Raw genomic sequence first — 23,489 nt, forward strand, 5'->3', positions numbered from 1 at the left:
ACCTCCTACAAAAAGAACACAAGCATATCCAGTATAAATACCGGAACTAAGAATGCAAGCGACCATAAGATATATCCAAAGAACGATGGCATATTGACACCATTTTCATCAGAAATCGCTTTTACCATAAAGTTCGGTGCATTTCCTATATATGTGTTTGCTCCCATAAATACAGCTCCACAGGAAATAGCCTCTAGAAGATTCACCGGAATTTGTCCAAGAGCCGTTGTAATACCTCCTGTTAATCCAAGTGTTCCCGCAGTTGTCAGGAATACAAGATAGGTCGGTGTATTGTCAAGGAAGCTGGACAGCGCTCCTGTTGCCCAGAACATCTGGTACGGCTCGCTAATTCCAAGGGTTGGTCCAACAGATTTTAACAGCATCAGTGCCGGCTGAAGTCAATATTGGCAATAAATGCATGCTCCAGAAAAATGGTACTCCACGCATAAATCCCATTAGAAGCGGCGGATCTCCGATTGGCGTAAGACAGCCACCCATATTGGAAATCAGAAAAATGAAAAATACCATAATATGTCTTTTTCTTTTTCTCCATGAATTCATCTTAATGACCGGACGAACCATGAGCATACTGGCTCCCGTTGTTCCAATACAGCCGGAAAGCAGTGTACCCAATGCCAGCAGACATGCATTTACTCTCGGTGATCCTGCAAAATCTCCTCCAACTGTAATGTTACCAGATACACAGAATAATCCAAATAACAGAACAATAAATGTCAGATAATCATTCACGATACATTCCAATACTGTTTCAAATGTATCGCCTGCACCATAAACGATTGCAAATGGCACTACAAGTAATATGATCCACATAAACACCACAAGTGGCTGGTGTGCTTCCCACCACTCAGCACGTAACAGCGGCATGACCGCTATACATAACAAAAAGAAACAGATAGTAAAAGCCAGCTTTTACTATCTGTTTCTTTTTATCTTCCTACTCGAATTCTACAGCTCCTGTTTCTGTTCCATTGATCACATAGTAGACCGCATTCTCTTCCGGTTTTATGTAAAGATCCATCTCTTTAATGTCTCCGACTTTTTTACCAGATCTCGTCCATGCTTTTTTCACACGGGCAATGATGTCTTTCTCTTCTACCTGCTTACCATAATACTCAACAAATGCTTTTATTATAATGTCTTTCTTAGCAGCTTTCTTTACAGTCTTTGTCGCAGTCTTTGTTACAGCTTTTGCTACAGTCTTTGCCGCACCTGCACCTTTCACTGCTTTTCTCGTAATCTTTTCTACTGTATCTGCAGCAGCCTTCTCAACTTTAGCTTCTACTTTCTCTTTTGTCTGTGGCTTTATCTCGGTCTTAGCTTCTGCCTCTACTTTCTCTTTTGTCTGTGGCTTTATCTCGGTCTTAGCTTCTGCCTTTGCTTTCTCTTCTGTCTTTATCGAATCAGCCATAACATTTGCAGCTATTTTTACATCTTTTGTCTTTTTTACAGGTGTCCCTTTTTTTGTTACCATAATAAATCCTCCTCACAAAAAGGTATATCTCAAGTGTGAACATATTTATTATAGCACATCAAAATAGAAAATCAATTTCGAATATGTTAACTTTTTGTCAATTCGTGTCGCTTATCGACAGCATTTTTCACAATTTGACAACTTAAAATCCGAAGATCTGTAAAACCATTCCTGCAATCACTGAAAGTGCATATAAAGTGAGTACAATCTTTATGTTCTCACGTTTATCCCGATTGACCTTAAAAAGTACAACCAATCCAATTCCTGCTCCGGTACAGAGACCGGAAATGGCAGATGCGAATGAAATTGCACCGCTGATATAAAGCTGCGTAATCACAACAGAAGCCGCACAGTTAGGTATCAATCCAATAAGTGCTGCAATCACTGGCTGGAAAATACTATCTGCCAGAAGATATTCAGATAATGTCTGAATCCCAATTACTTCTATAATAAAATTCAAAATTGCTGTAAATACAAAAAGATAGAGAAATATCTTAATTGTATGGCGAAGTGCTGGTTTTAAAAGTCCGGCGTGGTGATCATGACATCCACAGTGATCACAGAGATTTCCACACTCTTTTGGAGTTGCAATTTGTTTCTGCAGGAAAAGATCAATGATGTATCCTGCTACGACCGCAATCACAACTTTTACCGCAAGGAGTGTCAGAACTGTCTTTCCCTGATCCGGATTGCCAAGCAAGATCAATACTGCTTCATCTGATGTTGCAAGAAATACAGAAAGCAATGTTCCTACCGATATAATCCCTCCTGCGTAGAGGTTAGAAGCCATGACTGAAAATCCGCATTGTGGTACACAGCCCACAAGTGCCCCCACAACCGGACCTGCTTTATCTACATCTTCCAGTGCCTTTCTTGTCAATTTTGTCGAATAATGCTCCAATCCTTCAATTAATAAAAATGCTGCAAAAAGAAATGGAAGCATCTTTAAACAATCTGCCAACGCATCTGCAAGTACATCTATTATCATTTCCATATTATCACCTCTAATTCTATTATCTAGTTACTTATTATGTTCTATTCTTAGTAACACAATCCGCAATATTATATCTTATTCTTTTCAAAATTACAAGAACTCCTCTGCAAATTTACAGGAAATTCGAGGCAATACTGTGAGGTACGGTACAAATCAAATACCACTTCATCATTCTGTAAATTTGCAGGGGAGTCCCTTTTCGATATTATATTCGAAACTTTTTTATTTCTTTTTCAACATGTTAATGACTATATAAACAGTTTTATGTAATCTTATCTGTAATTATAACGGGCTTTTGATCTCTTCATGTGCTCTTCCATAGCTTCTGCAGCACCCTCTCCGTCTTTTGCGAGTATAAGACCATAAATTCTCTGATGCTCTTCATAAATTTCCTGAAGCTGCCGTCCGTCAATCATTCCCGTCTCACTGACATGACGCATCAGATTACTGATTGTCTGAAGCATACTGTAAATTACAGTATTCCCGGAACACTCTGCAATACTGCTGTGGAACTCCAAATCTGCATCCAGAAACTTCTTATAATTCTGTTCTACATATGCCTGATGGATTTTATGTGATACATCATACAGACGATTCAGAGCGCGATCATCTACGCAGTCAGCTGCCAGATAAGCGGCTTTCACTTCCAGAAGATCTCTCACTTCCAAAATAGACTCTGTCTGATTGCCATTCATAAATAAAGACCAGGAAAGTGGAATGACGAAAAAATTTGCTTCATTTCCACTAATATAAGTTCCCTGCCCCGGCCGGATATCAATCATGCCAAGCACATCCAGAACTTTCAATGCCTCACGTACGGCCGAACGTCCAACTCCAAGTTTTGCCGCAAGTACACGATCTGACTCTATCTTATCCCCTTTTTTCAGACTCTTATCAAACATCTGCTCTGCAAAATACATAGTCAGGCGATTCAAAAGTTGATTAATGCTGCCTTTTTTAGACTGAAGCTTTCCAAGCGCTTCCGGGCTTACATCATCCGGTAACAGAATATGTATCTTCTCGGCAAATTCTTCTGATGGCATAGAAAAATGCATAGAATCAATTCCAACCTGTTCTGAAACACTGATAATGACATCATTCATTCTGGGACCGTCTTTTGCCTCCAGGTTAGACAATGTCGCGATGCTCATAGTTGGCTTTCCTTCTTCATCCGACAGGAATCTGTCAATGAATTCTTTTTGAGTCAGCCTTAAAGCTCTTCTTAACAATCGTAAGTTTTCTCTTTTGTACATCGGATTTAATTCGCCCATATCTTTTTCCCCGTTTCTTTCTCGAAAGGCCGCAGGATATCTCTTCCTCCGGCCTTTCGAATCACCATTCATAAATAATTATTTTTTCGGATTACTCAGCAAGAAGCTTTTTAGCAAGACCTGTCATAACAACAGAAGCTTTTGCAAATTCACTATACTTTGTAAACTCTACCGGGCAGTGACTTCTTCCGTCTTTACTTGGAACGAAAATCATAACTGTCGGAAGTACCTGACCAATCTCAAGTGCATCATGTCCTGCTCCACTAGGAAGTCTCATATAAGAATATCCTCTTGCTTTGCAGTCTTCTTCCATGATGTCAAGCATACCTTCGTCCAGCATAACTGGCTCGATTACAAGCTTTGTATCGATGTCATAGGATCCACCCATAGCCTTCACTTCACGGTCTAATGCTGCACGAATTCTGTTTGCGATATCATTAATATTGTCGTTGCTCTTAGAACGAATGTCAACTGTAAATTCACATTTTTCAGCTACAATGTTCATTCCACCAGGTATCGTGTTAATGTATCCGATTGTTGCAACTGTTCCGTCAGCTTTCTCTCTTGCCCAATCTGGGATTTTAGAAATAACCTTTGTTGCTGCATCAACAGCATCAAGACGCATGTCCATTGGAGTTGTTCCGGCATGGTCAGCTCTTCCGTTTACTGTTACCATATATCTCTGGATTCCAACGATACAATCTACAAGACCGATCTCAATATTCTTTGCATCCAGAACCGGTCCCTGCTCAATATGAAGCTCAAGGAATTTTCCGATAGAACCTTCCGGCCATTTTGCATCTTCAATCTTCTCTGGATCAAGTCCATATCCCTTCATGGCATCATAGATAGAAATTCCGTCTGTATCTTTGTAATGTTTGCAATACTCGACATCTCTGTGTCCAAGCATAGCTCCGGATCCAAAATATCCTGTTCCGAAACGCATACCCTCTTCATCGCAGAAACCAACGATTGCAAAGTTTCTCTTTGGTGTAAATCCTTCATCTTTTAACTGTCTTGCAGCTTCGATTGCACATACAACTCCGGCGATTCCATCAAAGTCTCCACCGTTTACTACTGAATCATAGTGAGATCCCATCATAACACATGGAAGATCTGGATTCTCTCCTTTTAAGATACCGATTATATTTCCGGCCTCATCCTCATGTACTTCAAGACCAGCCTCTGTCATAACCTCTCTCAGGTAATTTACGGCATCTCTAGCCTCTTTCGTAAATGGAAGTCTTGTACATCCATCTCCTGGTGTTGCTGTAAAACGTTTTAAATACTCTAAGTTTTCAGCAATTCTTCCTGTTACTTCTTCAATTGCTACTGTTCCCATAGTCTTTTTTTCCTTTCTGGTTACAATAATTACTTATGTTTTGGTGTTAAGATAAACACTTTCACCGGTGAATAAAACATAGCTGCCATCACGATCACAAATCCAACTGCACAGGCTGCGGTTGTCCCGGTATATAAACCGAAAAGCATAATAGCAAATGCAATCATAATTACGATAAATGCTAATGTCAGTCCACCTTCTTTAGTTTTAAAAAAGCTATTCTTCTCCATTGTCAGCACTCCTTTTTCCAGATTCAAGACTTTCTTATAAAGCTGTCATAACAAACAATACTGCTCCTATCAAGATTGTAGCCGGTATTGTAATCGCCATAAGCTTTTTCATAACTTCGCCTTCGCTTCCGAGGATACTTGCTGTTGTCGTACCAAGAATAATCTTGCTCGGGCTGATTGCAGCTCCGATGGCACCACCGGCTGACTGCGCTCCAAGAATTGCAGCTGTATTAGCCCCAAGAAGTTTTGCGGTTGTCATCTGGAAACTTCCAAATAAAATATTGGAACTCATGTTACTTCCTGTCATAAATGTTCCAAGAAGTCCTACAAATGGTGCAAAGATAATGTAAACTTTTCCCAGCACATTCGCGATTCCGTTTGCAAGCACGACTGTCTGTCCTGTACCATCCATAATCTTTGACATAATAACAAGTCCGATTACGGCAATACCAGACGGCATTGTCATAGATACAGATTTCACAAACACTCTCTTCGTACCACCCTCACCGATCCAGCCATGCTTTTTGTAATAAACAAGACCAATGATCGCTGATACAAACAAGAACATACTTGCATGAGTAAATGGAGCTAATGGTGAAAAGCAATCTACTGCTTTATTTACATAACCATAACCCGTAGATGTCTCTGGAAAAGCAAATCCAAATTTAAACTGTCCAAGCACTGTGTTCAGTGGTTTTACAAGTAATACCACCAGTGTGATAATAGATAACGCAAAATACGGTACAAATGCCTGAACAAGTGTCATATCCGGAATTTCTTCTTCTCCATCGGCTGCAGCAAAATCACGATTCATGATCGGGCTGTCCTCAATGCACCACTCGTCCTTATACATTTTTGTTCTTCCAAGAAGAAGAATGACTACCAATGAAATAACTGCAGGGATGAAACAAGCCAATGTTGTGCTTACTTGTGTCAGCAGAAGTTCTCCGCCTCCCTGAATGACTGCCATAATTGCTACGGCTACAAATCCTTTTTTCAGTGCTTTTCCTTTACCGTAGAACCAGCATGTGGCAAAACCACCGATTGCTGTCCAGATAAATAAGAAAAATGCTGTCCACATAGCTGTTGTAAGATACTCACTGCTTCCTACAGCAAGTCCGGCTGACATAGCCAGAGAATCCCACGCAGCTCCAAGTGTACCGAATGTATTTCCCCACGCCTGACCGATAAGAGGGATAATAACTGCCCACAGCGGTTTCACACCAATACCGATCAAAAGAGGTGCTCCTACTGCAACCGGTACGCCGAATCCTGTGATTCCCTGAAGGAAACTCTCAAAAATCCAGCCCATTGCAAGTACAAGAAGCAATTCATTTGGCAAAAGTTTACGCATACCATTACGGATTACCAAAAATGCTTTTGCCTCATCTCCAACCTGATACATCAGAATTGCAGTCCATACAATGATCAATATGATCAGTGCATTCCACACACCTTTCGCACTTTCGGAAGCAAGAAGCGTAATGTCTGCTTTATAAAAAGCAACTCCAGTAACTACCGTTATCAGTAATCCTACCGGTGCCGCCTCGGTCGCTCCCCAGCCACACTTGATCATTAAGATCAGAAGTGCCGCAATTGGAAGGAACGCCATAATCCACATAAATAGATTTACTGGTATATTCATCTTGTTCCATCTCCTATTTTCTTCTCATTACTTACAGATGTGGGATAACTCCCACATCTGATATAACTATTATTGATGGATCACAGTTCCTGTCTTTCCGGCAATTCCTTCTGCCGCTTTGTCAAGAAGTGTAATCAATGTTCTTCTTCCTTCTCCTGACTCAGCAAAACGAATTGCTGCTTCAATCTTCGGAAGCATAGAACCTTTTGCAAACTGTTCCTCGGCGATATACTCTTTTGCCTGTTCTACAGTCAGATCTGAGAGCCATTCCTGATTCTCTTTGCCAAAGTTGATCGCAACTTTTTCTACGGCTGTCAAGATAACCAGATAGTCTGCTCCAAGCTGAGCTGCCAGAAGGCTGCTCGCATTATCTTTGTCAATAACTGCGTTGACTCCGACCAGTTTTCCGTTCTCACTGATTACCGGAATTCCACCGCCACCGCATGTAATCACGATGTGTCCTGCATTTACCAGTGTCTTGATTGTCTCAAGCTCACGGATTCTCTGTGGCATCGGAGAAGCTACAACTACACGGTAGCCTCTTCCTGCATCTTCCATACAACGCACGCCATTTGCTTCATTTTCTTCCGCCTCTTCCTTAGTAAGGAACCTTCCGATTGGTTTTGTCGGATTTTCGAATGCCGGATCATTCTTATCTACTTCTACTTGTGAAAGGATTGTAGATACTTTTCCTTCAATGTTACGGCTGTAAAGCTCGTACTTAATTGCATTCTGAAGATCGATTCCGATATATCCCTGGCTCATTGCCACGCTTGTCGGAAGCGGAACCTGTTTATAATTCTCATGCATAACAACCAAGTTGTCCATAGCATTCTGGATCATTCCGACCTGTGGACCATTTCCGTGTGTTACAATGATATCTAATCCCTGCTGTGCAAGGTCAACAATTACTTTTGCAGTCTTAGCCACTGCCTCTTTCTGCTCTTCTACATCTTTACCAAGTGCATTTCCGCCAAGAGCAATGACAACTTTTTTCTTTTCCATGGCTGCCTCCTATCTTCCGGACTTATGCCTCGAATCCAAGCTTCTTAGCGTATGCTACGATAGCTTTTTCGAAACACTCGATTGGCGGGTGAACTGTACCTGCTCCAATCTGTCCTTTTCCTGCTACTTTGTTAGCAATACCTGTGTTGATTACTGGTGTGATACCTTTCTCAACTACAAGTCTTGCATCGATTCCAAGACAAATTCCCTGGAAATTCCATGTAGGAACTGTGAAGTTCGGGTTTCTGTCTGTAACGATTTCCATCATCTCGTTACTTGTACGAAGAGCATCCTCGTATCCGCCAGCACCTACGAATCTTGTTACAGCCGGTGCTGCAATCATTGCCATACCACCGACACCAAATGTCTCTGTAATAGCACTGTCTCCCATATCCGGGCAAGCATCATCTGCATCATATCCTGTAAAGTACAGTCCCTGTGGTGTATTAACCGGACCTGTGAACCACTCGTCACCCATACCAGCAATACGGATACCGAACTCATATCCGTTACGGCACATTGCTGTAACGATTGTTCCGTCTGTTCCTTTACGTGCATCATCCATAACAGCCTTACCTGTAGCCATCATGATGTTCAGGAAGAACTGATCTGTATCAGCAAGGAATTTGATAACATCATAGCGGTCTTTCTCGCTGATGTCTTTCATCTCTGTAATAAGCGGAGCCATCTCTTTTAAGAATACAAGAGAAGCTGCAATATTTCTCTGGTGGAACTCGTCACCCATTGCGATTGCTTTTGCGATCAGTGGGTTAATTGCAAGTCCGTTCTCCATAGAACGAAGAGCTTTTCCAAGTGTTGGACCAAGAACATCTCTCATCCAACGAAGTCTGTTAACAACTTCCTCATCATAAGCTCCGAAACGAAGAACTTTACCAATACCCTCGTTCATTGTACAGTAAGCTCTGTTAGCTCCTGTCTCGTTCTCAACTACAAATACTGCCATGTTAGGAGATGTGATTCCACCCATAGGTCCTACTGCGTTGCAGTGGTGGCAAGGGATGAATTTGATTTCTCCATTCTCAAGCATCTTTCTTGCTTCTTCTTCTGTCTCTGCCCACTCCTCGAACATTACAGCACCTACGCAAGATCCCTGCATCGGGTCTGGCATATTCTTGTAATCTACCGGAGGACCTGCATGAAGAATTACTTTTCCATTATTTTCAGCAAACTCTGGAATTACTTCTTTTGCACGAACGTTGTCTTTTAATACTGGCTGGCTGGCTACAACCTTAGCAATCACTTCACGGTTCTTCTCTTCGATTCCTTCGTAATTTCTTAAGAAGTTCAGAGTCTTGATAAGTTTTACATTTCCGCCTGCCGGTGGAGCCCAGTCATACTGTACAACTTCGCATCCAAACTCTTCTACAACTTCTGCGAAGCTCTTCAGTCCGATGTTGATGATACGTGGTTTCTCAGAAAGAAGCTCTTTTAATGTCTCAGCTGGTGTATGTTTCTCACATGCAACAACCTCTTTTGCGCGAATCTCTTTCTCTGGCTCCTGGAAATCTCTTCCGATAGCGTGGATAGCTGTCTGACATGCAAGCTTGTTGTTCTCACATACGATAACTCCAGCCTCTTTTAATTTGTTAACTGCCTCATCATATCCCTGATAATCTCTTCTTGTTCCACATACTGTAGCGATGAAGAATACTTTTCTTCCTGCTGCATCTGCTTTTGCCTGAAGTTCTTTGATTGTCGGGATCAATGATCCTGCCATATCTGCGTGTGAACCATATCCAAGCATGATGTCAAGAAGGACAACTCCTGTAGACGGATCATCTACTGCTTCCTGCATACACTCAATACGTTTTGCAGGATCGATCATCGGATGTGGTTTACCCTGTGTATAAGCATCATCTCCAAGGTCAACTACTACGTTGCCATCTAACTGGAGCATATATCCTTCAACGTCCTCTGGTGGAACTTTGCAGTTCATTGCATCTTTGATCAGCATAGCTGCCTCATTTGCAAGTGTACCACCTGAGTAGTAAGCTTTGATCGTCTTTCCGTCTTCTGCTTTGTAGAATTCAGACTCATCTACATCAACAGTAGCTTCCGGAACCTTTGTTCCTCTTACAAGACCTACAGCAAGACGAGCTGCCTCATCCAGTGTGTATGCATGATAGAAGTTCTCCTCATGATACTCTGGCTTCTCTCCAACGAACAGAGTAACAACTGGTTTGCTGAAGTTAGAAAGTCTTGCAGAGATTTTATCTCTTACTTCTTTTGCAGGCGGTTTGGAAACAATTACAAGTACTTTCACTGTATCGTCGTCTTCCATTGCATCGATCATATCCATCATTGTGATTCCACCGACCTCAGCCTTCAGGTCACGTCCACCGATACCGATAGCATTTGTAACGCCCTCACCAAGTCTGTCGATAATTGTTGTAAGCTCCTGGATACCTGTTCCTGAAGCTCCGATGATTCCGATAGAACCTTTCGCTACATTATTTGTAAATGCGATCGGAACTCCCTGAATGATTCCTGTACCACAGTCAGGGCCCATAACTGCAAGTCCTTTTGAATGAGCTTTCTCTTTCAGAGCTTTCTCATCCTCAATTGTTACATTGTCACTGAACATGAATACGCTCAGTCCCTCATCCAGTGCACGGTCAGCCTCTAATGCTGCATAAGCTCCCGGAATAGAGATAACTGCCAGGTTTGCATTGGACATTTTCTTCAGTGCCCCGTCCCATGATTTTACACTTTCAGAACCTTTCTTTCCTTCTGCTGCTGTAGACTGTTTCTTTAAGAACTCCTCAACTTTGTCCATTACAGCATCAAGTACTGCTTCATCATTAACATCAGCTACAACTACCATATCATTTGCTGTAGCGTCAATTAACTCATCTGTTGTAAGTCCACTCTCCTTAAAAATATCTTTGTTCGCCGGTGTAGCCATCATAACCTGAATCTTGTTGACTCCATCCAGTGAAGAAAGCTCATTTGTCAGAAGCATCAGAACTACTGAATCCTGGTAACTGCCTTTTTTTACGACTGTCTTTAACATGTCATTTCTCCCTTCTTATCTAGTTCATTGTTTTTATAGTTTGATATCATCTATTTTTGAGATGGAACCTGGGAAGCAGAGGAATGCTCCACTTCCTGGTCCATTGGAAATTGCACGAAACAAATGAATTAGTCAGCGAATCTGTTTTTGTGATCGTATCTGTCAAAGTGAATTGCGTCACTCTTGAGATAATCAACAAGCTCATCTACGACTTCGATTCCACCTTCAGCATAAGCTTTGTCTCTTCTCATAAGAGCTCTCTGTCCTGGGTAGTATACTTTGTCAAATCCCGGAGCTGGTCTCATAGCATTTAACTCATCGCATGTCTGAGACATATTCTTCTTGAACTGCTCAGCACCGCAGAATCTCTCTGGATCGATAACGATAATTGTCTGTCCAAGCTCACGTCCTTTAGAGCAGTCATGATACATGGAGCTTACATGTTTACCAAACGGTACTCCAAGAAGTACTCCTGAGAAGATGTCTACCATCATCATAAGTCCATATCCCTTAGCACCGGCAATCGGTACAAGAGCATTTACTTTATGTGGATCTGTTACAGGAGCTCCGTCCTCATCTACAGCCCAGTCTGCAGGAATCTCAGCACCCTGTGATCTCTTGTCCAGGATTTTTCCCCAAGCCTGAACTGTTGTAGCCATATCAAATACAACATTACGATCGTCTGCTGTCGGGCAAGCAAATGAAATCGGGTTTGTTCCATAATAAGGCTCTGTTCCGCCGTATGGTACTGCCATCGGATCTGACTGGCAGAATGTAATAGCTGCAAGTCCTTCTTTTGCACACATCTCTGTATAATATCCGATTGCTCCTGTATGAGATACATTCGCCATACCTACAATAGCAACTCCGTTCTCTTTTGCCATCTCAATAGCTTTCTCAGTAGCTTTTGTTGCTACCCAGTAACCGATACCATTGTCTCCATCCATGATTCCTGAGCAAGGACCCGTCTGATTCCATGTGATGTTTGGCTCATGTGTGATTCCGCCTTTGAAGATTCTCTCACAGTAATACTCAACACGAACAGCACCATGTGAAGCAAATCCTCTCTCATGTGCCCATGTCAGAATTTCTGCTGTCTGATCAGCGTGATCCTCACGAAGTCCCGCCTGGATCAACTTGTTTTTCATTAAGCCCTTAAGCTCTTCTCTTGAAAGTCTCATTCTTTCATACCATCCTTTTCTTTATTTTCTCTCTTTATATACCATATAGTTACCTATATAATTATCTACGTGTTTTCTTTACATGCAGTATTTTTCTAATTTATGCATCTTCCAATTCACACTTTTTCAATTCATCTTTTCTATTTTGTCACATTATTGACAAACTCTTATATAGCATATACGCCGGTACATACAGTTTCTTTATTGCTCCCAGCAATGCCGCTCGCTTTTTTTACTGTATATACCGGCATATGATGTCAATCGTATATAATTTATATTCGATTTTATTATGTGCTAAATATCATTTTCAGTGTAAGAACATCCTTCAGGCTATGTACTATATATTACAGAGCAACGTCTCTGTTGCAGTCTTTAGAGTAGATGTAAACTAGCTCTTCCTCACGTCCCTCATCACCTATAGCGTAGCAAGCTTGTGGAATATAAGCGTCCATGAAGCAGTAATCACCTTTCTGAAGCGGTACCCAGTCATCTCCAAGTCTGTACATAGATTTTCCAGACAGGAAATACATACCATGCTGCTGAACATGTGTCTCGATATATCCATGAGAAGCTCCGATGTGGAATTTCAGGATATGCATGTTCATGTCAAATCCGATGTCATGAGCTGATGGAAGGAAATCCTGTACATAGCAGTTCTCCATTCCTTCATAGGACATCCACTCAAGATCATTAGCATTTCCAACTACTGTGTGAGCACTGTGCCCTGCAACTGGCTCATAACGGCGTCTGTATACATATAATGTAGCCTCGCCTTTAGCTTCAAAAGTAATGTTGTTACTTGCTGGTGAGTAAATGTATCCACCTTTTGTAAGTTCTGCGGACTGATCATCATTCTTTACTGAAAGTTCACCATCAACTACATATAAGAAGGACTCGATTCCCTCTCCACCGATTCCTGTATTCTTTCCACCTTCGTGAACATGTACAAGATAGTCAGCAAATGTTGCACCCATAGCCGGTGAGCCAAGAATTGTAACATCACAGTTCTCATATCCCGGAACTACATTCTTTACAAGTCCATCTGGATCAAGAACGATGTAATCTCCTTTTTTAATAATGGAACGTGTGTCCAAAAGTGCATCACGATATCCTAATTGATTGTTTAAGTAACTCATTACCAAATACCTCTCTTTCTTAATGCGGAACACAAAATCAAATTCAGGTTTTGTTGTTACCATGTTTTATGGTCTTATTATGTCATTAAAGCTTAAAATTTGCAATCGGAATTTTAGATAAAAGGTTCAACCACTTTTTATCTACTTTATGGTAAGTTTTGTCTAATGACTTCTCTTGAAAATGACATTTTTTGTGATATACTGTTAATTATTGGATAAGAGCCTATATATTTTAGCTATAATCGATTTAATAAATATAAAAATAAAATAGTCGGAATTTGACCGGATTTTAATTCATTTTCAAATTTTTTGACAATTTATACCAAGGAGGATTTTTATGTTAGAAAAGAAAGAATTTGAGATTCCAAGTGAAAAATTCAAAAAAGGAGCAACCGTGTATACTGATTCAGACACACCGGTAAAAGCTGCTATCATCTATTTTCACGGAGGCGGTCTTTTATATGGAAGAAGAAAAGATCTTCCACGCCCTCACTTGAACACTCTGACTCAGGCCGGATATGCAATCATTGCTTTTGACTATCCTCTGGCTCCTGCCGCAAAGTTAGAAATGATCATGAACGATGTAGAAAGTTCCATTCAATATTATATCGATCACAGTGACGAACTAATTAAAAACCCTAAATCTTCCGAAGGATCTCTTCCATATTTTTTGTGGGGACGTTCTGCCGGCGCTTACCTTTGCCTGATTGCAGCAGCAAAAGGAACTTACACACAGGCACCTGCCGGAATTCTTTCCTATTATGGATATGGATTTTTATGCGACAACTGGTTCAAGGAACCAAGCAGACATTACTGCACACTTCCGAAAGTTCCAGAAAGTGCTCTTTGTGTTATTCCAGAAGGTATCCACGCAGATGGCGATCTTGACACACACTACAGTGTCTATGTCTATGCAAGACAGCAAGGAAACTGGATAGATCTTTTTTACGAGGGACGCGAAAAGTTTTTCTATCTGGATTATACACTTCGCGCCTGTGATAAACTTCCTTGCCCACTGTTCTGTGCCCACAGCACCGGAGACACCGACGTACCATTTAGTGAATTCACAGAACTAAGTAACAAATATCACGCAAAAAGATTCATCGTGTCCGGAACAGAACACGACTTTGACAGAGACACAGAAAATCCATTCACACAGAAAGTGCTGGACGAGACAGTGGCATTTATTGAGAAGTGTTCAAATAAGTAGTTTTTAGCTTTCTTTCAGGGAAAAAATCCCCCGCAAATTGCTTTGATATACAATTTGCGGGGTTTTTATTTGTTCAATATGTTAGTCTTCAAAAATAGTTCCTTTTCGGAATCCTTTGCTTGACTTCATAGTCTTCATCAGGAAGTAGTATACAACTCCTGTCGGAATCAGGCTGACATACCATGATAACTGCATTACGAATACGGAGCAGACAGATCCTACGATAATTGCAATAACTGCTGCCCAGTTAACTCCTTTGAAGCAGCCTCCTTTGTCATACATATCATTCAAATCCAGTTTCTTCTTACGCAGTATGAAGAAGTCGACTGCCATTACTGCGAAGATAGGTCCTAAAAATGCTGAGTAGAACTGTGTAAATAATGACAATCCTGCTGCAGAGTCAGCTGTAACAAGTTTCCATGGCATTACGCATGCTGACAGCACACCAACAAGAATTGTTGCATGTGTCCATTTAACTTTGAAAGACTCCATCAGAACGTATGCAGGTGGAACAATATTGTTCAGTACGTTTGTTGTTACCTGAGCAAATGCGATAAAGAGCAATGTCAGGATTGTAAGGAATTTGCTTCCCATTGTAGTAGAGAATACTTCTACAGGATCACTATTTCCTGTTGCTGCTGTTACAAGAAGTCCGATAAGACCCATGAACAATGTTACAGGAAGAATAGCAACAGTGTAAATGCTTGCAGCTTTTACAGGTTTGATGTCATCTGTTGCATTTCTGGAATAGTCAGATGCATTGATGATCATTGTGGAATAAATTCCAAGGAATGATGTTGTAGCTGCCCAGAATGGCATACCCCATGTTCCTTTAATTCCAGAGAATACATTTCCAATCTCTGATGAGAATTTTGTGTTTACTACATATAACATGTAAATCAGAATACCAATGATAAAGATACAGGAAATATTCTCCATCCATTTGATTCCTTCAAATCCTTTGATTGCAAGTGCAACCTGAAGAATTGTGAACAGTGCATAGATAATTGGAAGATTATCAAATCCAAATAAAATCTTCAGACAGCTGTTGATAGCTCCTGCTCCGACCCAACTCTGATAACCAAACCATACGATAGCTGGAAGTCCACGGAGAACTCCTGGAATCTTTACACCTGTTGTACCAAAACTACTTCTTAACTGTACTGTAAATGGAATACCATACTCATGTCCACACTCGCCGATAATTGCAAGTGCTACTGCAATAACAAGGCATCCGATACACATCGCAATAATCGCCTGCGCTACAGTCAATGTTCCAATGAGGGCTGCTCCCATGGAAAATGTTCCGATAGATACACATCCTCCCATGAAGCTGGCTGCATAGGATACGCTTCCCATGATACGTTTCTTTGTTGGTTGGAGATCCGCATCTACATTGGCAACGAGCTTTGGATCCAGTACTTTGTTGTCTACAATACTCATCTTCTCTCTCCTTTTTCTTAAGTCTAATTAAAATCAGGTGATCCTGCCTTCATTAGGCAAGGCCACCTGATCCGTCACCTAAATTGGTCATTATTTGATTTTCTTAATAAATGTTCCAACGCCTTTTTCTGCAACAATCTTTCCGTCTTCTGCAACAACATTTCCACGAATCATTGTCATGATTGGCAGTCCTTTTCCTTTCATTCCGACAAATGCAGAAATCTTATTTACATATAATAAGGAATCACTTGTAATCTCCCATTCTTTTTCTGGATCTACAATCAGAAGGTCAGCATCAAATCCCGGTTTGATATCTCCTTTTCTTCCATAGATACCAAATGCTTTTGCAGGCTGTACAGACATTGCATTCGCAAGAACCGTCGGACATACATTACGTTTTACACATCCTTCGTTAAACGTTACCTGGAAACCGCTCTGAATTCCGCTGCATCCGCCCCATACATCAAATACATTTTCAATCTTGTTTCCAAGAATCTCATTAAATTTCTCATCATATGAGCATGGTGAATGGTCACTTGCAATACCACTGAATGTTCCATCTTCTACATAAGACCACAGTCTGTCAACCTCTTCCTGTGAACGAAGCGGAGGTGCACATTTGAATAACGGTCCGTTCTCTAATACATCCTGATCTGTCAGACTTAAGTAGTGAGAACATGTCTCTGCTGTGATGTCATAGCCTTCCTGCTGAGCTTCTTTTATCTTCTGAGCTACATCCGGGCTGCTGACATGACAGATATGTGCTTTACATCCTGTTGCTTTTGCAATCTCGATAATATCAACAGTTGCTACCATCTCTGCTGCAACCGGTCTGGAATCCAGGAAACACTGCCATGAATTCGGATCTTTTGCTTTCTCGATCTTCTCAAGATTTTTGATCATTGAGAAATCTTCGCAATGGAATCCTGCACGTCCATCAAATTCCTTAATGATTTCCATTGCTTCATAAGCCTGTCCATAATTTAATGAACTGTAGTCTGGTGACACTGGTCCGATAAATGATTTGAATGCTACGCATCCTTTCTCATCCAGATCTTTGAGATCTCCAAAATTATCTGGAATCAGTCCGCCCCAAAAACAGTAATCACAGTATGCATTCGGATCAACTTTTTTCAGTTTAAAATCAAATGCTTCTGCATTGACCATTGCAGGCTCATTCTGAAGTGGCATATCAACAATTGTTGTATATCCACCAAGAGCTGCTGCTGCTGTACCATGCTCATAATCTTCACGCCATTCATATCCCGGATCGTTCAGATGTGCATGTGTATCGATTGCACCCGGAAATACATAATTTCCTTTTGCATCGATAACCTTTGCTGCTTCTGGCTCTTCTCCAGCATTCAGTACTGCTGCAATCTTTCCATCTCTGATTGCGATGTTTCCTTCTGAAACTCTGTCTGCAGTTACAATTCTGCCGTTTTTCACTAAAACATCATACATATTTATTTTCCTCCTAAAAAAAAAGATGTATTAAAATAAGCGATTGACCAATTTCAAAATCTTTTTTTAATTGTACGAGCTAATATTACTTAATTTTTTCTTAAATTACAACTACATTTTTACGGAAAAACATTTTTATTTTTATCCATTATGTATAAAATTCTATATTTTTGTTTTTTCTTTTTTATCTATTATTGACATAGTTGTGTAAAATGTTCGAAAAATATATATAATTTAATGTTAGGACAAATTTTTCACAAATCAATTTATCATAAAAAAGAGACCAGGCATTTTCATGTCCAGTCTCCTTTGACTTTTTAGATCTATTTTTCTAATGTTGTTCCTTTTCTGAAATTCTCACAACTCTTCATATGTTTCATTCCGAAATAGTAAACAAGTCCTGTAGGAATTGTTGCTGTAAAGAATGAAATATTTACATTCAGAAGTCCGATTACAGCTCCGATTGCAATTGCAAGAATTGCTGCCCAGTTGATACCTGCATGATTTCCATTATCATCATAGAGATCATCCAGATACTCTGGTGTGATTTTTCTCTTATGAAGAATGAAGAAATCTGTAATCAATACTGCAAAGATCGGTCCGAAGAATGCAGTGTAAATCTTACTGAATAATGCAAGTCCTGCTGCTGAGCTGTCACTTGTCAGGATCCATGGGCAAGTACATACTGCCAGGATACCAATCAAGATTACGGCTGTCTTATGTTTCATCTTAAACGCATCCATAAATGCATATGCCGGTGGAATTACGTTACTTGCAAGGTTTGTTGTAAGCTGTGCAAAGATGATAAATCCAAGCGTTACGATCATTACGACTTTGTTGTCTACCATATCAGCAAAAGCATTGATCGGGTTTGCTTTTCCAGTTGCTGTAGATGCCATAGCACCGATTACTCCAAGAAGTACTGTAGCCGGTACCATAGATAAGAAGTAAGAACTTCCACGTTTCAGTGTAGAATATCCACCTTTCATCTCACGGGAATAGTCACCCGCATTCAGCATAACTGTAGTACTGTTACCAAAGAATGCAATGATTGCTGCGATAAATGGCATTCCCCATGTTCCAGACTTATTGATCAGTTTCTCACTTACAACATCGCCATACTGTGTAATGCAAAGGAATAAGAGGTAAATCATAGCCAGAGAAATAACAACTCCTCCGATATTTCCAACCCATTTTGCACCCTGGAATCCTTTGATTGATAACAGGATCTGGATAATCTGGAATAAAATGAAGAATAACCAGATATTATCATATCCAAATAATGCTTTTGAAATATTGTTGATTGCTGCTCCTCCAAGCCATGTCTGATAACCGTACCATACGATAGCCGGAAGTCCTCGAATCAAACTTGGAATTTTGTTACCTTTTGTTCCAAATGCACTTCTAAGCTGAACTGCATACGGTGCACCAGTCTTGTAACTAAACTGGTCATTCATTGCGATACCTACAACGAGGATCATAGAGCCAATTGCTACTGCGAGGAATAACTGCAACAGGTTCAGTCCTGCTTCCATCTGTGCAGATCCCATTGCCAATGTTCCGATAGAAATACATCCACCGAGCCAGAGCATTGTGTTGGATCCCCAGCCCATGATTCGCTCTTTCTCAGGAATTGGCGCAAGGGAGTTTATTTCTTCTTTTTTCACTTCTTTGTTTACATCACTCATGTTCTCTCTCCTATTCGTGTTCCTATGTGTATTCGTTTATTTTACCGGTGTTACATATTCGCCGTATCCGATTGCTTCATCTTTGTACATGCCATCCTGAGCAACTACTTTACCTCTGATCATTGTACATACTGGAGTTCCTTTTCCTTCCAGTCCATTGAAGCAGGAAACATGTCCTTTTGTAAGCAGTTTCTCCTGCTCACATTTCCATGCCTTTTCTGGATCAACGATTACGATATCACCGTCAAAACCTAATTCAAATGCTCCTTTACGTCCATAGAGTCCGAATACTTTCGCCGGATTATAATCCATAACCTTTGCAATCAGACTTGGGCTTAAACCTTTTTTATGAACAACCATATCGAACATCATTGGTAAGAAGAACTGGATTGCGTTAAGTCCTCCCCATGCATGCCAGATATCTTTTGTTGCATTATCTTTTTCTTCATCTGCTGCTGGAGAATGGTCGCTTCCCACGCAGGAAAGTGTTCCATCTAAAACGTAATCCCACAGCTTCTCCATATCTTCTTTCTTACGCATCGGAGGTGTACATTTTGCCGGTGCACCTTTTTCAAATACAAAATCTTCTGTAAATCCAAGGTAATGTGGACATGTCTCTGCAGTAATCGGAAGTCCCTCATGGATCGCATCCTTAACAACCTGAGCTACCATCGGGTGGCTGACATGGCAAATGTGTACGCGTCCGCCAGTTGCTCTAGCCATATCAATAACATTCTTTGTAGCAACATATTCTGTCCATACGTCATGAGAATCCAGGAAGTCACGAATCTTCTCTTCATTTGTTCTTCCTTCTTTTGCTTTTGCTTCTTTTTCTCTCTCAAGAACCTGTCCATATTCCTCACAATGGAATCCGCAAAGTGCTCCATACGGTTTTAAAATTTCAAGAGCTTTACGAACATTTCCCATGTTAACTGTCGGGAACAAATCACCGTTTGGACATGTAAATCCTTTAAACGCTGCAACTCCACAATTGTGAAGATCTACAAGATCATTCATATTATTCTTTACTGAGTCCGGTTTGTCATCATAATCTCCTACGATTCCTCCCCAAAGTGCATAATCAACTAATGAGTGTTTGCTAATTTTTCCAAGCTTCAGGTCAAAAATCTCTTTATTCATAAGAGATGGATCATTATTAAGCGGCATATCAATCAGTGTTGTACAACCTGCAACAACTGCTGCTCTTGAACCTGTCTCAAAATCCTCACGATACTCAAATCCTGGCTCATTCAGATGTGCATGACAGTCGATGATACCTGGAAATACATAATTTCCTTTTGCATCAATCACTTCTTTTGCATCTACCGGTGCTCCCTTTGCAAAAAATCCTGCATACTTTCCGTCCTGGATTGCAATGTCTGCCTCGTAGATACGATCTGGTGTTACAAGTTTTCCGTTCTTCACTAAAACATCATACATATTCATGTTCCTCCTTAAAAATTGAATCAAATCAGCCGTAACCAGCTCAATTTCTTTCTATAGTCGATATATTACTGGATTCCCCCCAAAAATACAATCACCATTTTCTTACATTTTTCTCCATCTTTTTATCTATTTTAGATAATTTTATCGTATTTCGTATTATTTTTTTATCCAATATGTATAAAAATACGCAAAGTAACGCCACCGTCTTGGCTAGGCTCCTTTGCGAAAATTTCAACCACTTTTTAATTTTTGTTGATTTATATCAAAAATGATTGGTCAACCGTTTTTCAGTCTCTTTTACATATATTTTATCCTAATTTGATAATTTTCACAATGACCTATCCTCCAAAATATGACACATTTTTTTGTATAATATGCACAGTCATGTATTTTATTTTTATATAAACAATACAGTTTTATTGGTTAATTTTAAAATTTTTCATGATTTTCGTTATATTATTAACATTTTCTTCGGTTTTTATCCATTTTTTCTCATTTAAAATTTGTGCAATTTTATTTAAAATTTCAAGAACCGCATTTTATATTGTGTACATTGTGATTTTTCGGCAAATCTGTTATGATAGTACCTGCCAGACAGGCAAAAGAAACATACACAGGAGTGCATAATTATGACATTATTTTCCATTACAGATACATCTGACTATTTAAATGAACTGCTTTCGGGAGAAACAAGCGGGACAGTCCACTCTGTATATAGAAAAACTATCAACTTATCTATTGGTGGAACACTGGCAGCCTTACAGGCAAAGGGTTCACCCATCTCGCCAATCAGTCTGATTACAACATTGACTTCCGAAAAAATGGAGAGTCTTGAAATATCTGCCGGAGATTTTGTTACTTTAAAAGAGAATATCATTACTATTTACAGAAGTAACCGCACTCTTCAGGCTTCCACAGATATGAACTCTCTTGATAATAAAAAGGAAATTGGATTTTCTTTTGAAGAAGCAACGATTCACAACTTACATTTGTTACATTCATTAAAATGTACAAACTCTCTGTCAGATACCTTGTTTCACCAGCTTCATAACAATATCAGAACATGTCTTTCTAATATATCCACCGGAGGCTTTGAAGTGATCTTCAACCAACGTGTAAATGATGATACTTCTATGATGCTTGTTGCTGCAAAGAAAAAAATCGAACAATGCACCAGACTATATAGAAATAAAGAATATACAGAGACCGGAATCGAACTTGCCCGACTGATCGGGCTTGGCATCGGGCTGACTCCAAGCGGTGATGATTTCCTGTGCGGTGTGCTTGCCGGATTAATTCTTACAGGGCAAACAGAATCCACATTTGCCAAGAGCCTTCGCAAAACAATTGCAGAACATCTGAATGATACCGTCGATGTAAGTGCTGCATTTCTCCACTGTGCATTAAAAGGACAATTTAGCCTGGCTGTGAATCATTTACTCGTAAATACAGGTTGTGAATCTCCACAAGATACTTCTTATGTTAAATGCAACCCTCAAATTACTCCTGGAATTGCAAATGTCCCGGCAATTACTGAAAATTTTCTGGCAATCGGGCATTCTTCCGGGACAGATACTTTGTGCGGAATTCTATACGCACTGGAATTATTTCTTTTTCAGAAATGTAACCTATAAAAAAAAATTTGTTCATAATAAAAAAAACATTCTTTCCATGTACACCCGGCTCTGAAAAGTCGGATTATAAACCTTACTTTTTCAGAGCCAGCATGACATTCCGAATGTTTTAATAACTAATTTTCAACCAAAAATCCTAATTTTCTCAGTTCCTCTTCTATCATCCCCAGCGTTTCTTCTCTGTCCGCTGTCACAGTATGATAGTGATAATCGGAGGTAATATTCTTAAGCGGTGTTGACTTGCCACTTTCGATATCTGCCAGAAATTCTTTTACTTTTCTTCTGGAAGTAATTCCAAGTTCCGCCTCAATATGCCCATAAACTTTATGGTTTACCATAACATTTTTCACTTGACCGCCAAGATCGACAATAGTACAAAGTTCCGTCTCAAGCTGCTCGTCTGTATGACGTACTTTAAAAACTCTCTCGGCGCAAGTCTGCCCTTCCAGCACATATCCCCGGTTTGTTGATATGATATCATACCCCGAAGCCCGTAACAGGGCAATATCCTGAACAATAACCTGACGGCTCACATCATAATCCTTCGCGAGTTTCGAACCCGAAACCGGTCTGTCACTTTCTTTTATATTCTTCAATATCTCCTGTCTTCTATCAGAACCTGTCATACTGCTTTCGTAATCTCCTTCATCATCAATCACAAAATCTATCATTTAAAAACTGTTTTTAGAAGCATTTCCACTTACTGTCTTAATCATTATAATGCACATTTATAGTGTGTGCAAGAATGCTCTTGCTGATTTCAGATCATTTCGGGCTGTTTCCCGACGATATAACACCAGATCCCGCCTAGTACCGATTCCTGATTATGCTGCTCCATACAAAGCTACCCCTTCTTTATGAATATTGGAATAAAATGGATAGTTCACAATCCACTTGTTAAAATGTGCTTCACTTTTTGCAATAGGCTTTATGTCCGTGTCATGATCCATATTAAAGTCATAGGTCATGTACGAGAGCTGTTGTGCATATGCCTTTAATTCCAGATCTGATATATCCACCAGGATCATAATGTCTACATCAGAATCCAGGCGGAAGTCCCCCCTTGCATAAGAACCATAAAGGATTATCTGGCGTACATGGGAACCATAAATCTTCTTGACCGCTTCCACATACTGTTTAATTAAATCCTGCATAATCTTTGGCATACATCATCACCTCATTTTCTGCTGATAATACTATAAATTTCTTGATTTTATTATAACCAGTTTACCCTCGTTTCTCAATCAATATTTTCCATGTAACAATGTTACTGC

The 23,489-nt window shown here is 40.1% G+C and carries 18 protein-coding genes and 1 pseudogene; 2 read left to right on the top strand and 17 right to left on the bottom strand.

Annotation, left to right across the window (positions count from 1 at the left end):
* Positions 1-5 precede the first annotated feature (5 nt).
* The 11 genes and pseudogenes from C7E02_RS20415 to allE all read right to left on the bottom strand — a co-directional run bounded on the left by C7E02_RS20415 (position 6) and on the right by allE (position 13,330).
* Positions 6-885: pseudogene (locus C7E02_RS20415) on the bottom strand (sodium:proton antiporter).
* A gap of 70 nt (positions 886-955) precedes the next feature.
* A complete protein-coding gene (locus tag C7E02_RS05370; RefSeq protein WP_105308983.1) occupies positions 956-1,492 on the bottom strand; it encodes a DUF6465 family protein in 537 nt (178 codons plus the stop codon).
* 142 nt (positions 1,493-1,634) lie between these two features.
* Positions 1,635-2,486, bottom strand: coding sequence for a putative manganese transporter (locus C7E02_RS05375; protein ID WP_005338647.1), 852 nt, complete (start codon positions 2,484-2,486; stop codon positions 1,635-1,637).
* Between the two features lie 272 nt (positions 2,487-2,758).
* The gene (locus C7E02_RS05380) at positions 2,759-3,757 is read right to left on the bottom strand and encodes a FadR/GntR family transcriptional regulator (RefSeq protein ID WP_005338646.1); all 999 of its coding nucleotides are present in this window, start codon (positions 3,755-3,757) and stop codon (positions 2,759-2,761) included.
* Positions 3,758-3,848: 91 nt separating this feature from the next.
* Complete coding sequence (locus C7E02_RS05385) at positions 3,849-5,099, bottom strand: M20 family metallo-hydrolase (RefSeq protein WP_005338633.1); 1,251 nt, start codon at positions 5,097-5,099, stop codon at positions 3,849-3,851.
* A gap of 29 nt (positions 5,100-5,128) precedes the next feature.
* A complete protein-coding gene (locus C7E02_RS05390) occupies positions 5,129-5,329 on the bottom strand; it encodes a hypothetical protein (protein WP_005338630.1) in 201 nt (66 codons plus the stop codon).
* A gap of 34 nt (positions 5,330-5,363) precedes the next feature.
* A complete protein-coding gene (locus C7E02_RS05395; protein ID WP_005338628.1) occupies positions 5,364-6,974 on the bottom strand; it encodes an L-lactate permease in 1,611 nt (536 codons plus the stop codon).
* A 69-nt stretch (positions 6,975-7,043) separates the two neighbouring features.
* Positions 7,044-7,979, bottom strand: a complete 936-nt coding sequence (gene arcC / locus C7E02_RS05400; protein ID WP_005338626.1) for a carbamate kinase — start codon at positions 7,977-7,979, stop codon at positions 7,044-7,046.
* A gap of 22 nt (positions 7,980-8,001) precedes the next feature.
* Positions 8,002-11,013, bottom strand: a complete 3,012-nt coding sequence (fdrA, locus tag C7E02_RS05405; RefSeq protein WP_005338624.1) for a DUF1116 domain-containing protein — start codon at positions 11,011-11,013, stop codon at positions 8,002-8,004.
* Positions 11,014-11,141: 128 nt separating this feature from the next.
* Entirely contained in the window at positions 11,142-12,194 is a 1,053-nt protein-coding gene (gene allD / locus C7E02_RS05410) for an ureidoglycolate dehydrogenase (protein WP_005338623.1), read from the bottom strand.
* A 344-nt stretch (positions 12,195-12,538) separates the two neighbouring features.
* Positions 12,539-13,330 carry a (S)-ureidoglycine aminohydrolase gene (gene allE / locus C7E02_RS05415; RefSeq protein WP_005338621.1) on the bottom strand — a complete coding sequence of 264 codons (792 nt, stop codon included), beginning with the start codon at positions 13,328-13,330 and terminating at the stop codon, positions 12,539-12,541.
* Between the two features lie 337 nt (positions 13,331-13,667).
* Between allE and C7E02_RS05420 the strand changes: the two genes are divergently transcribed.
* The gene (locus tag C7E02_RS05420; RefSeq protein WP_105308985.1) at positions 13,668-14,540 is read left to right on the top strand and encodes an alpha/beta hydrolase; all 873 of its coding nucleotides are present in this window, start codon (positions 13,668-13,670) and stop codon (positions 14,538-14,540) included.
* A gap of 81 nt (positions 14,541-14,621) precedes the next feature.
* Here the strand turns inward: C7E02_RS05420 and C7E02_RS05425 are convergent, their stop codons facing one another.
* The 4 genes from C7E02_RS05425 to allB (C7E02_RS05440) all read right to left on the bottom strand — a co-directional run bounded on the left by C7E02_RS05425 (position 14,622) and on the right by allB (C7E02_RS05440) (position 20,575).
* Positions 14,622-15,983 carry an NCS1 family transporter gene (locus tag C7E02_RS05425; protein ID WP_005338616.1) on the bottom strand — a complete coding sequence of 454 codons (1,362 nt, stop codon included), beginning with the start codon at positions 15,981-15,983 and terminating at the stop codon, positions 14,622-14,624.
* Between the two features lie 90 nt (positions 15,984-16,073).
* A complete protein-coding gene (allB, locus tag C7E02_RS05430; RefSeq protein WP_005338614.1) occupies positions 16,074-17,447 on the bottom strand; it encodes an allantoinase AllB in 1,374 nt (457 codons plus the stop codon).
* 323 nt (positions 17,448-17,770) lie between these two features.
* A complete protein-coding gene (locus C7E02_RS05435) occupies positions 17,771-19,135 on the bottom strand; it encodes an NCS1 family transporter (RefSeq protein ID WP_005342807.1) in 1,365 nt (454 codons plus the stop codon).
* Positions 19,136-19,171: 36 nt separating this feature from the next.
* Positions 19,172-20,575: an allantoinase AllB gene (gene allB, locus C7E02_RS05440; protein ID WP_005342809.1), complete on the bottom strand. Its 1,404-nt coding sequence runs from the start codon at positions 20,573-20,575 to the stop codon at positions 19,172-19,174.
* 635 nt (positions 20,576-21,210) lie between these two features.
* Between allB (C7E02_RS05440) and C7E02_RS05445 the strand changes: the two genes are divergently transcribed.
* Positions 21,211-22,215 (top strand): DUF2877 domain-containing protein, encoded by a 1,005-nt coding sequence (locus C7E02_RS05445; protein WP_005342810.1) that lies wholly within the window; start codon positions 21,211-21,213, stop codon positions 22,213-22,215.
* Between the two features lie 116 nt (positions 22,216-22,331).
* Here the strand turns inward: C7E02_RS05445 and C7E02_RS05450 are convergent, their stop codons facing one another.
* Together C7E02_RS05450 and C7E02_RS05460 are read right to left on the bottom strand one after the other, a co-directional pair.
* Positions 22,332-22,841 (bottom strand): transcription repressor NadR, encoded by a 510-nt coding sequence (locus tag C7E02_RS05450; protein ID WP_022278354.1) that lies wholly within the window; start codon positions 22,839-22,841, stop codon positions 22,332-22,334.
* 198 nt (positions 22,842-23,039) lie between these two features.
* Positions 23,040-23,381 (bottom strand): nucleotidyltransferase domain-containing protein, encoded by a 342-nt coding sequence (locus C7E02_RS05460; protein WP_005342812.1) that lies wholly within the window; start codon positions 23,379-23,381, stop codon positions 23,040-23,042.
* Positions 23,382-23,489 lie beyond the last annotated feature (108 nt).

It is taken from the genome of Dorea sp. Marseille-P4042 (assembly GCF_900290215.1).
Lineage (GTDB): Bacteria > Bacillota > Clostridia > Lachnospirales > Lachnospiraceae > Dorea > Dorea formicigenerans.

Coding starts and splice junctions, on each gene's coding strand:
- C7E02_RS05370 (WP_105308983.1), bottom strand. CDS start 1,492: ATGGTAACAAAAAAAGGGACACCTGTAAAAAAGACAAAAGATGTAAAA.
- C7E02_RS05435 (WP_005342807.1), bottom strand. CDS start 19,135: ATGAGTGATGTAAACAAAGAAGTGAAAAAAGAAGAAATAAACTCCCTT.
- C7E02_RS05420 (WP_105308985.1), top strand. CDS start 13,668: ATGTTAGAAAAGAAAGAATTTGAGATTCCAAGTGAAAAATTCAAAAAA.
- allE (WP_005338621.1), bottom strand. CDS start 13,330: ATGAGTTACTTAAACAATCAATTAGGATATCGTGATGCACTTTTGGAC.
- C7E02_RS05445 (WP_005342810.1), top strand. CDS start 21,211: ATGACATTATTTTCCATTACAGATACATCTGACTATTTAAATGAACTG.
- C7E02_RS05395 (WP_005338628.1), bottom strand. CDS start 6,974: ATGAATATACCAGTAAATCTATTTATGTGGATTATGGCGTTCCTTCCA.
- fdrA (WP_005338624.1), bottom strand. CDS start 11,013: ATGTTAAAGACAGTCGTAAAAAAAGGCAGTTACCAGGATTCAGTAGTT.
- arcC (WP_005338626.1), bottom strand. CDS start 7,979: ATGGAAAAGAAAAAAGTTGTCATTGCTCTTGGCGGAAATGCACTTGGT.
- C7E02_RS05385 (WP_005338633.1), bottom strand. CDS start 5,099: ATGGGAACAGTAGCAATTGAAGAAGTAACAGGAAGAATTGCTGAAAAC.
- C7E02_RS05375 (WP_005338647.1), bottom strand. CDS start 2,486: ATGGAAATGATAATAGATGTACTTGCAGATGCGTTGGCAGATTGTTTA.
- C7E02_RS05460 (WP_005342812.1), bottom strand. CDS start 23,381: ATGCCAAAGATTATGCAGGATTTAATTAAACAGTATGTGGAAGCGGTC.
- allB (WP_005342809.1), bottom strand. CDS start 20,575: ATGTATGATGTTTTAGTGAAGAACGGAAAACTTGTAACACCAGATCGT.
- C7E02_RS05425 (WP_005338616.1), bottom strand. CDS start 15,983: ATGAGTATTGTAGACAACAAAGTACTGGATCCAAAGCTCGTTGCCAAT.
- C7E02_RS05390 (WP_005338630.1), bottom strand. CDS start 5,329: ATGGAGAAGAATAGCTTTTTTAAAACTAAAGAAGGTGGACTGACATTA.
- C7E02_RS05380 (WP_005338646.1), bottom strand. CDS start 3,757: ATGGGCGAATTAAATCCGATGTACAAAAGAGAAAACTTACGATTGTTA.
- allD (WP_005338623.1), bottom strand. CDS start 12,194: ATGAGACTTTCAAGAGAAGAGCTTAAGGGCTTAATGAAAAACAAGTTG.
- allB (WP_005338614.1), bottom strand. CDS start 17,447: ATGTATGATGTTTTAGTGAAAAACGGCAGAATTGTAACTGCAGACAGA.
- C7E02_RS05450 (WP_022278354.1), bottom strand. CDS start 22,841: ATGACAGGTTCTGATAGAAGACAGGAGATATTGAAGAATATAAAAGAA.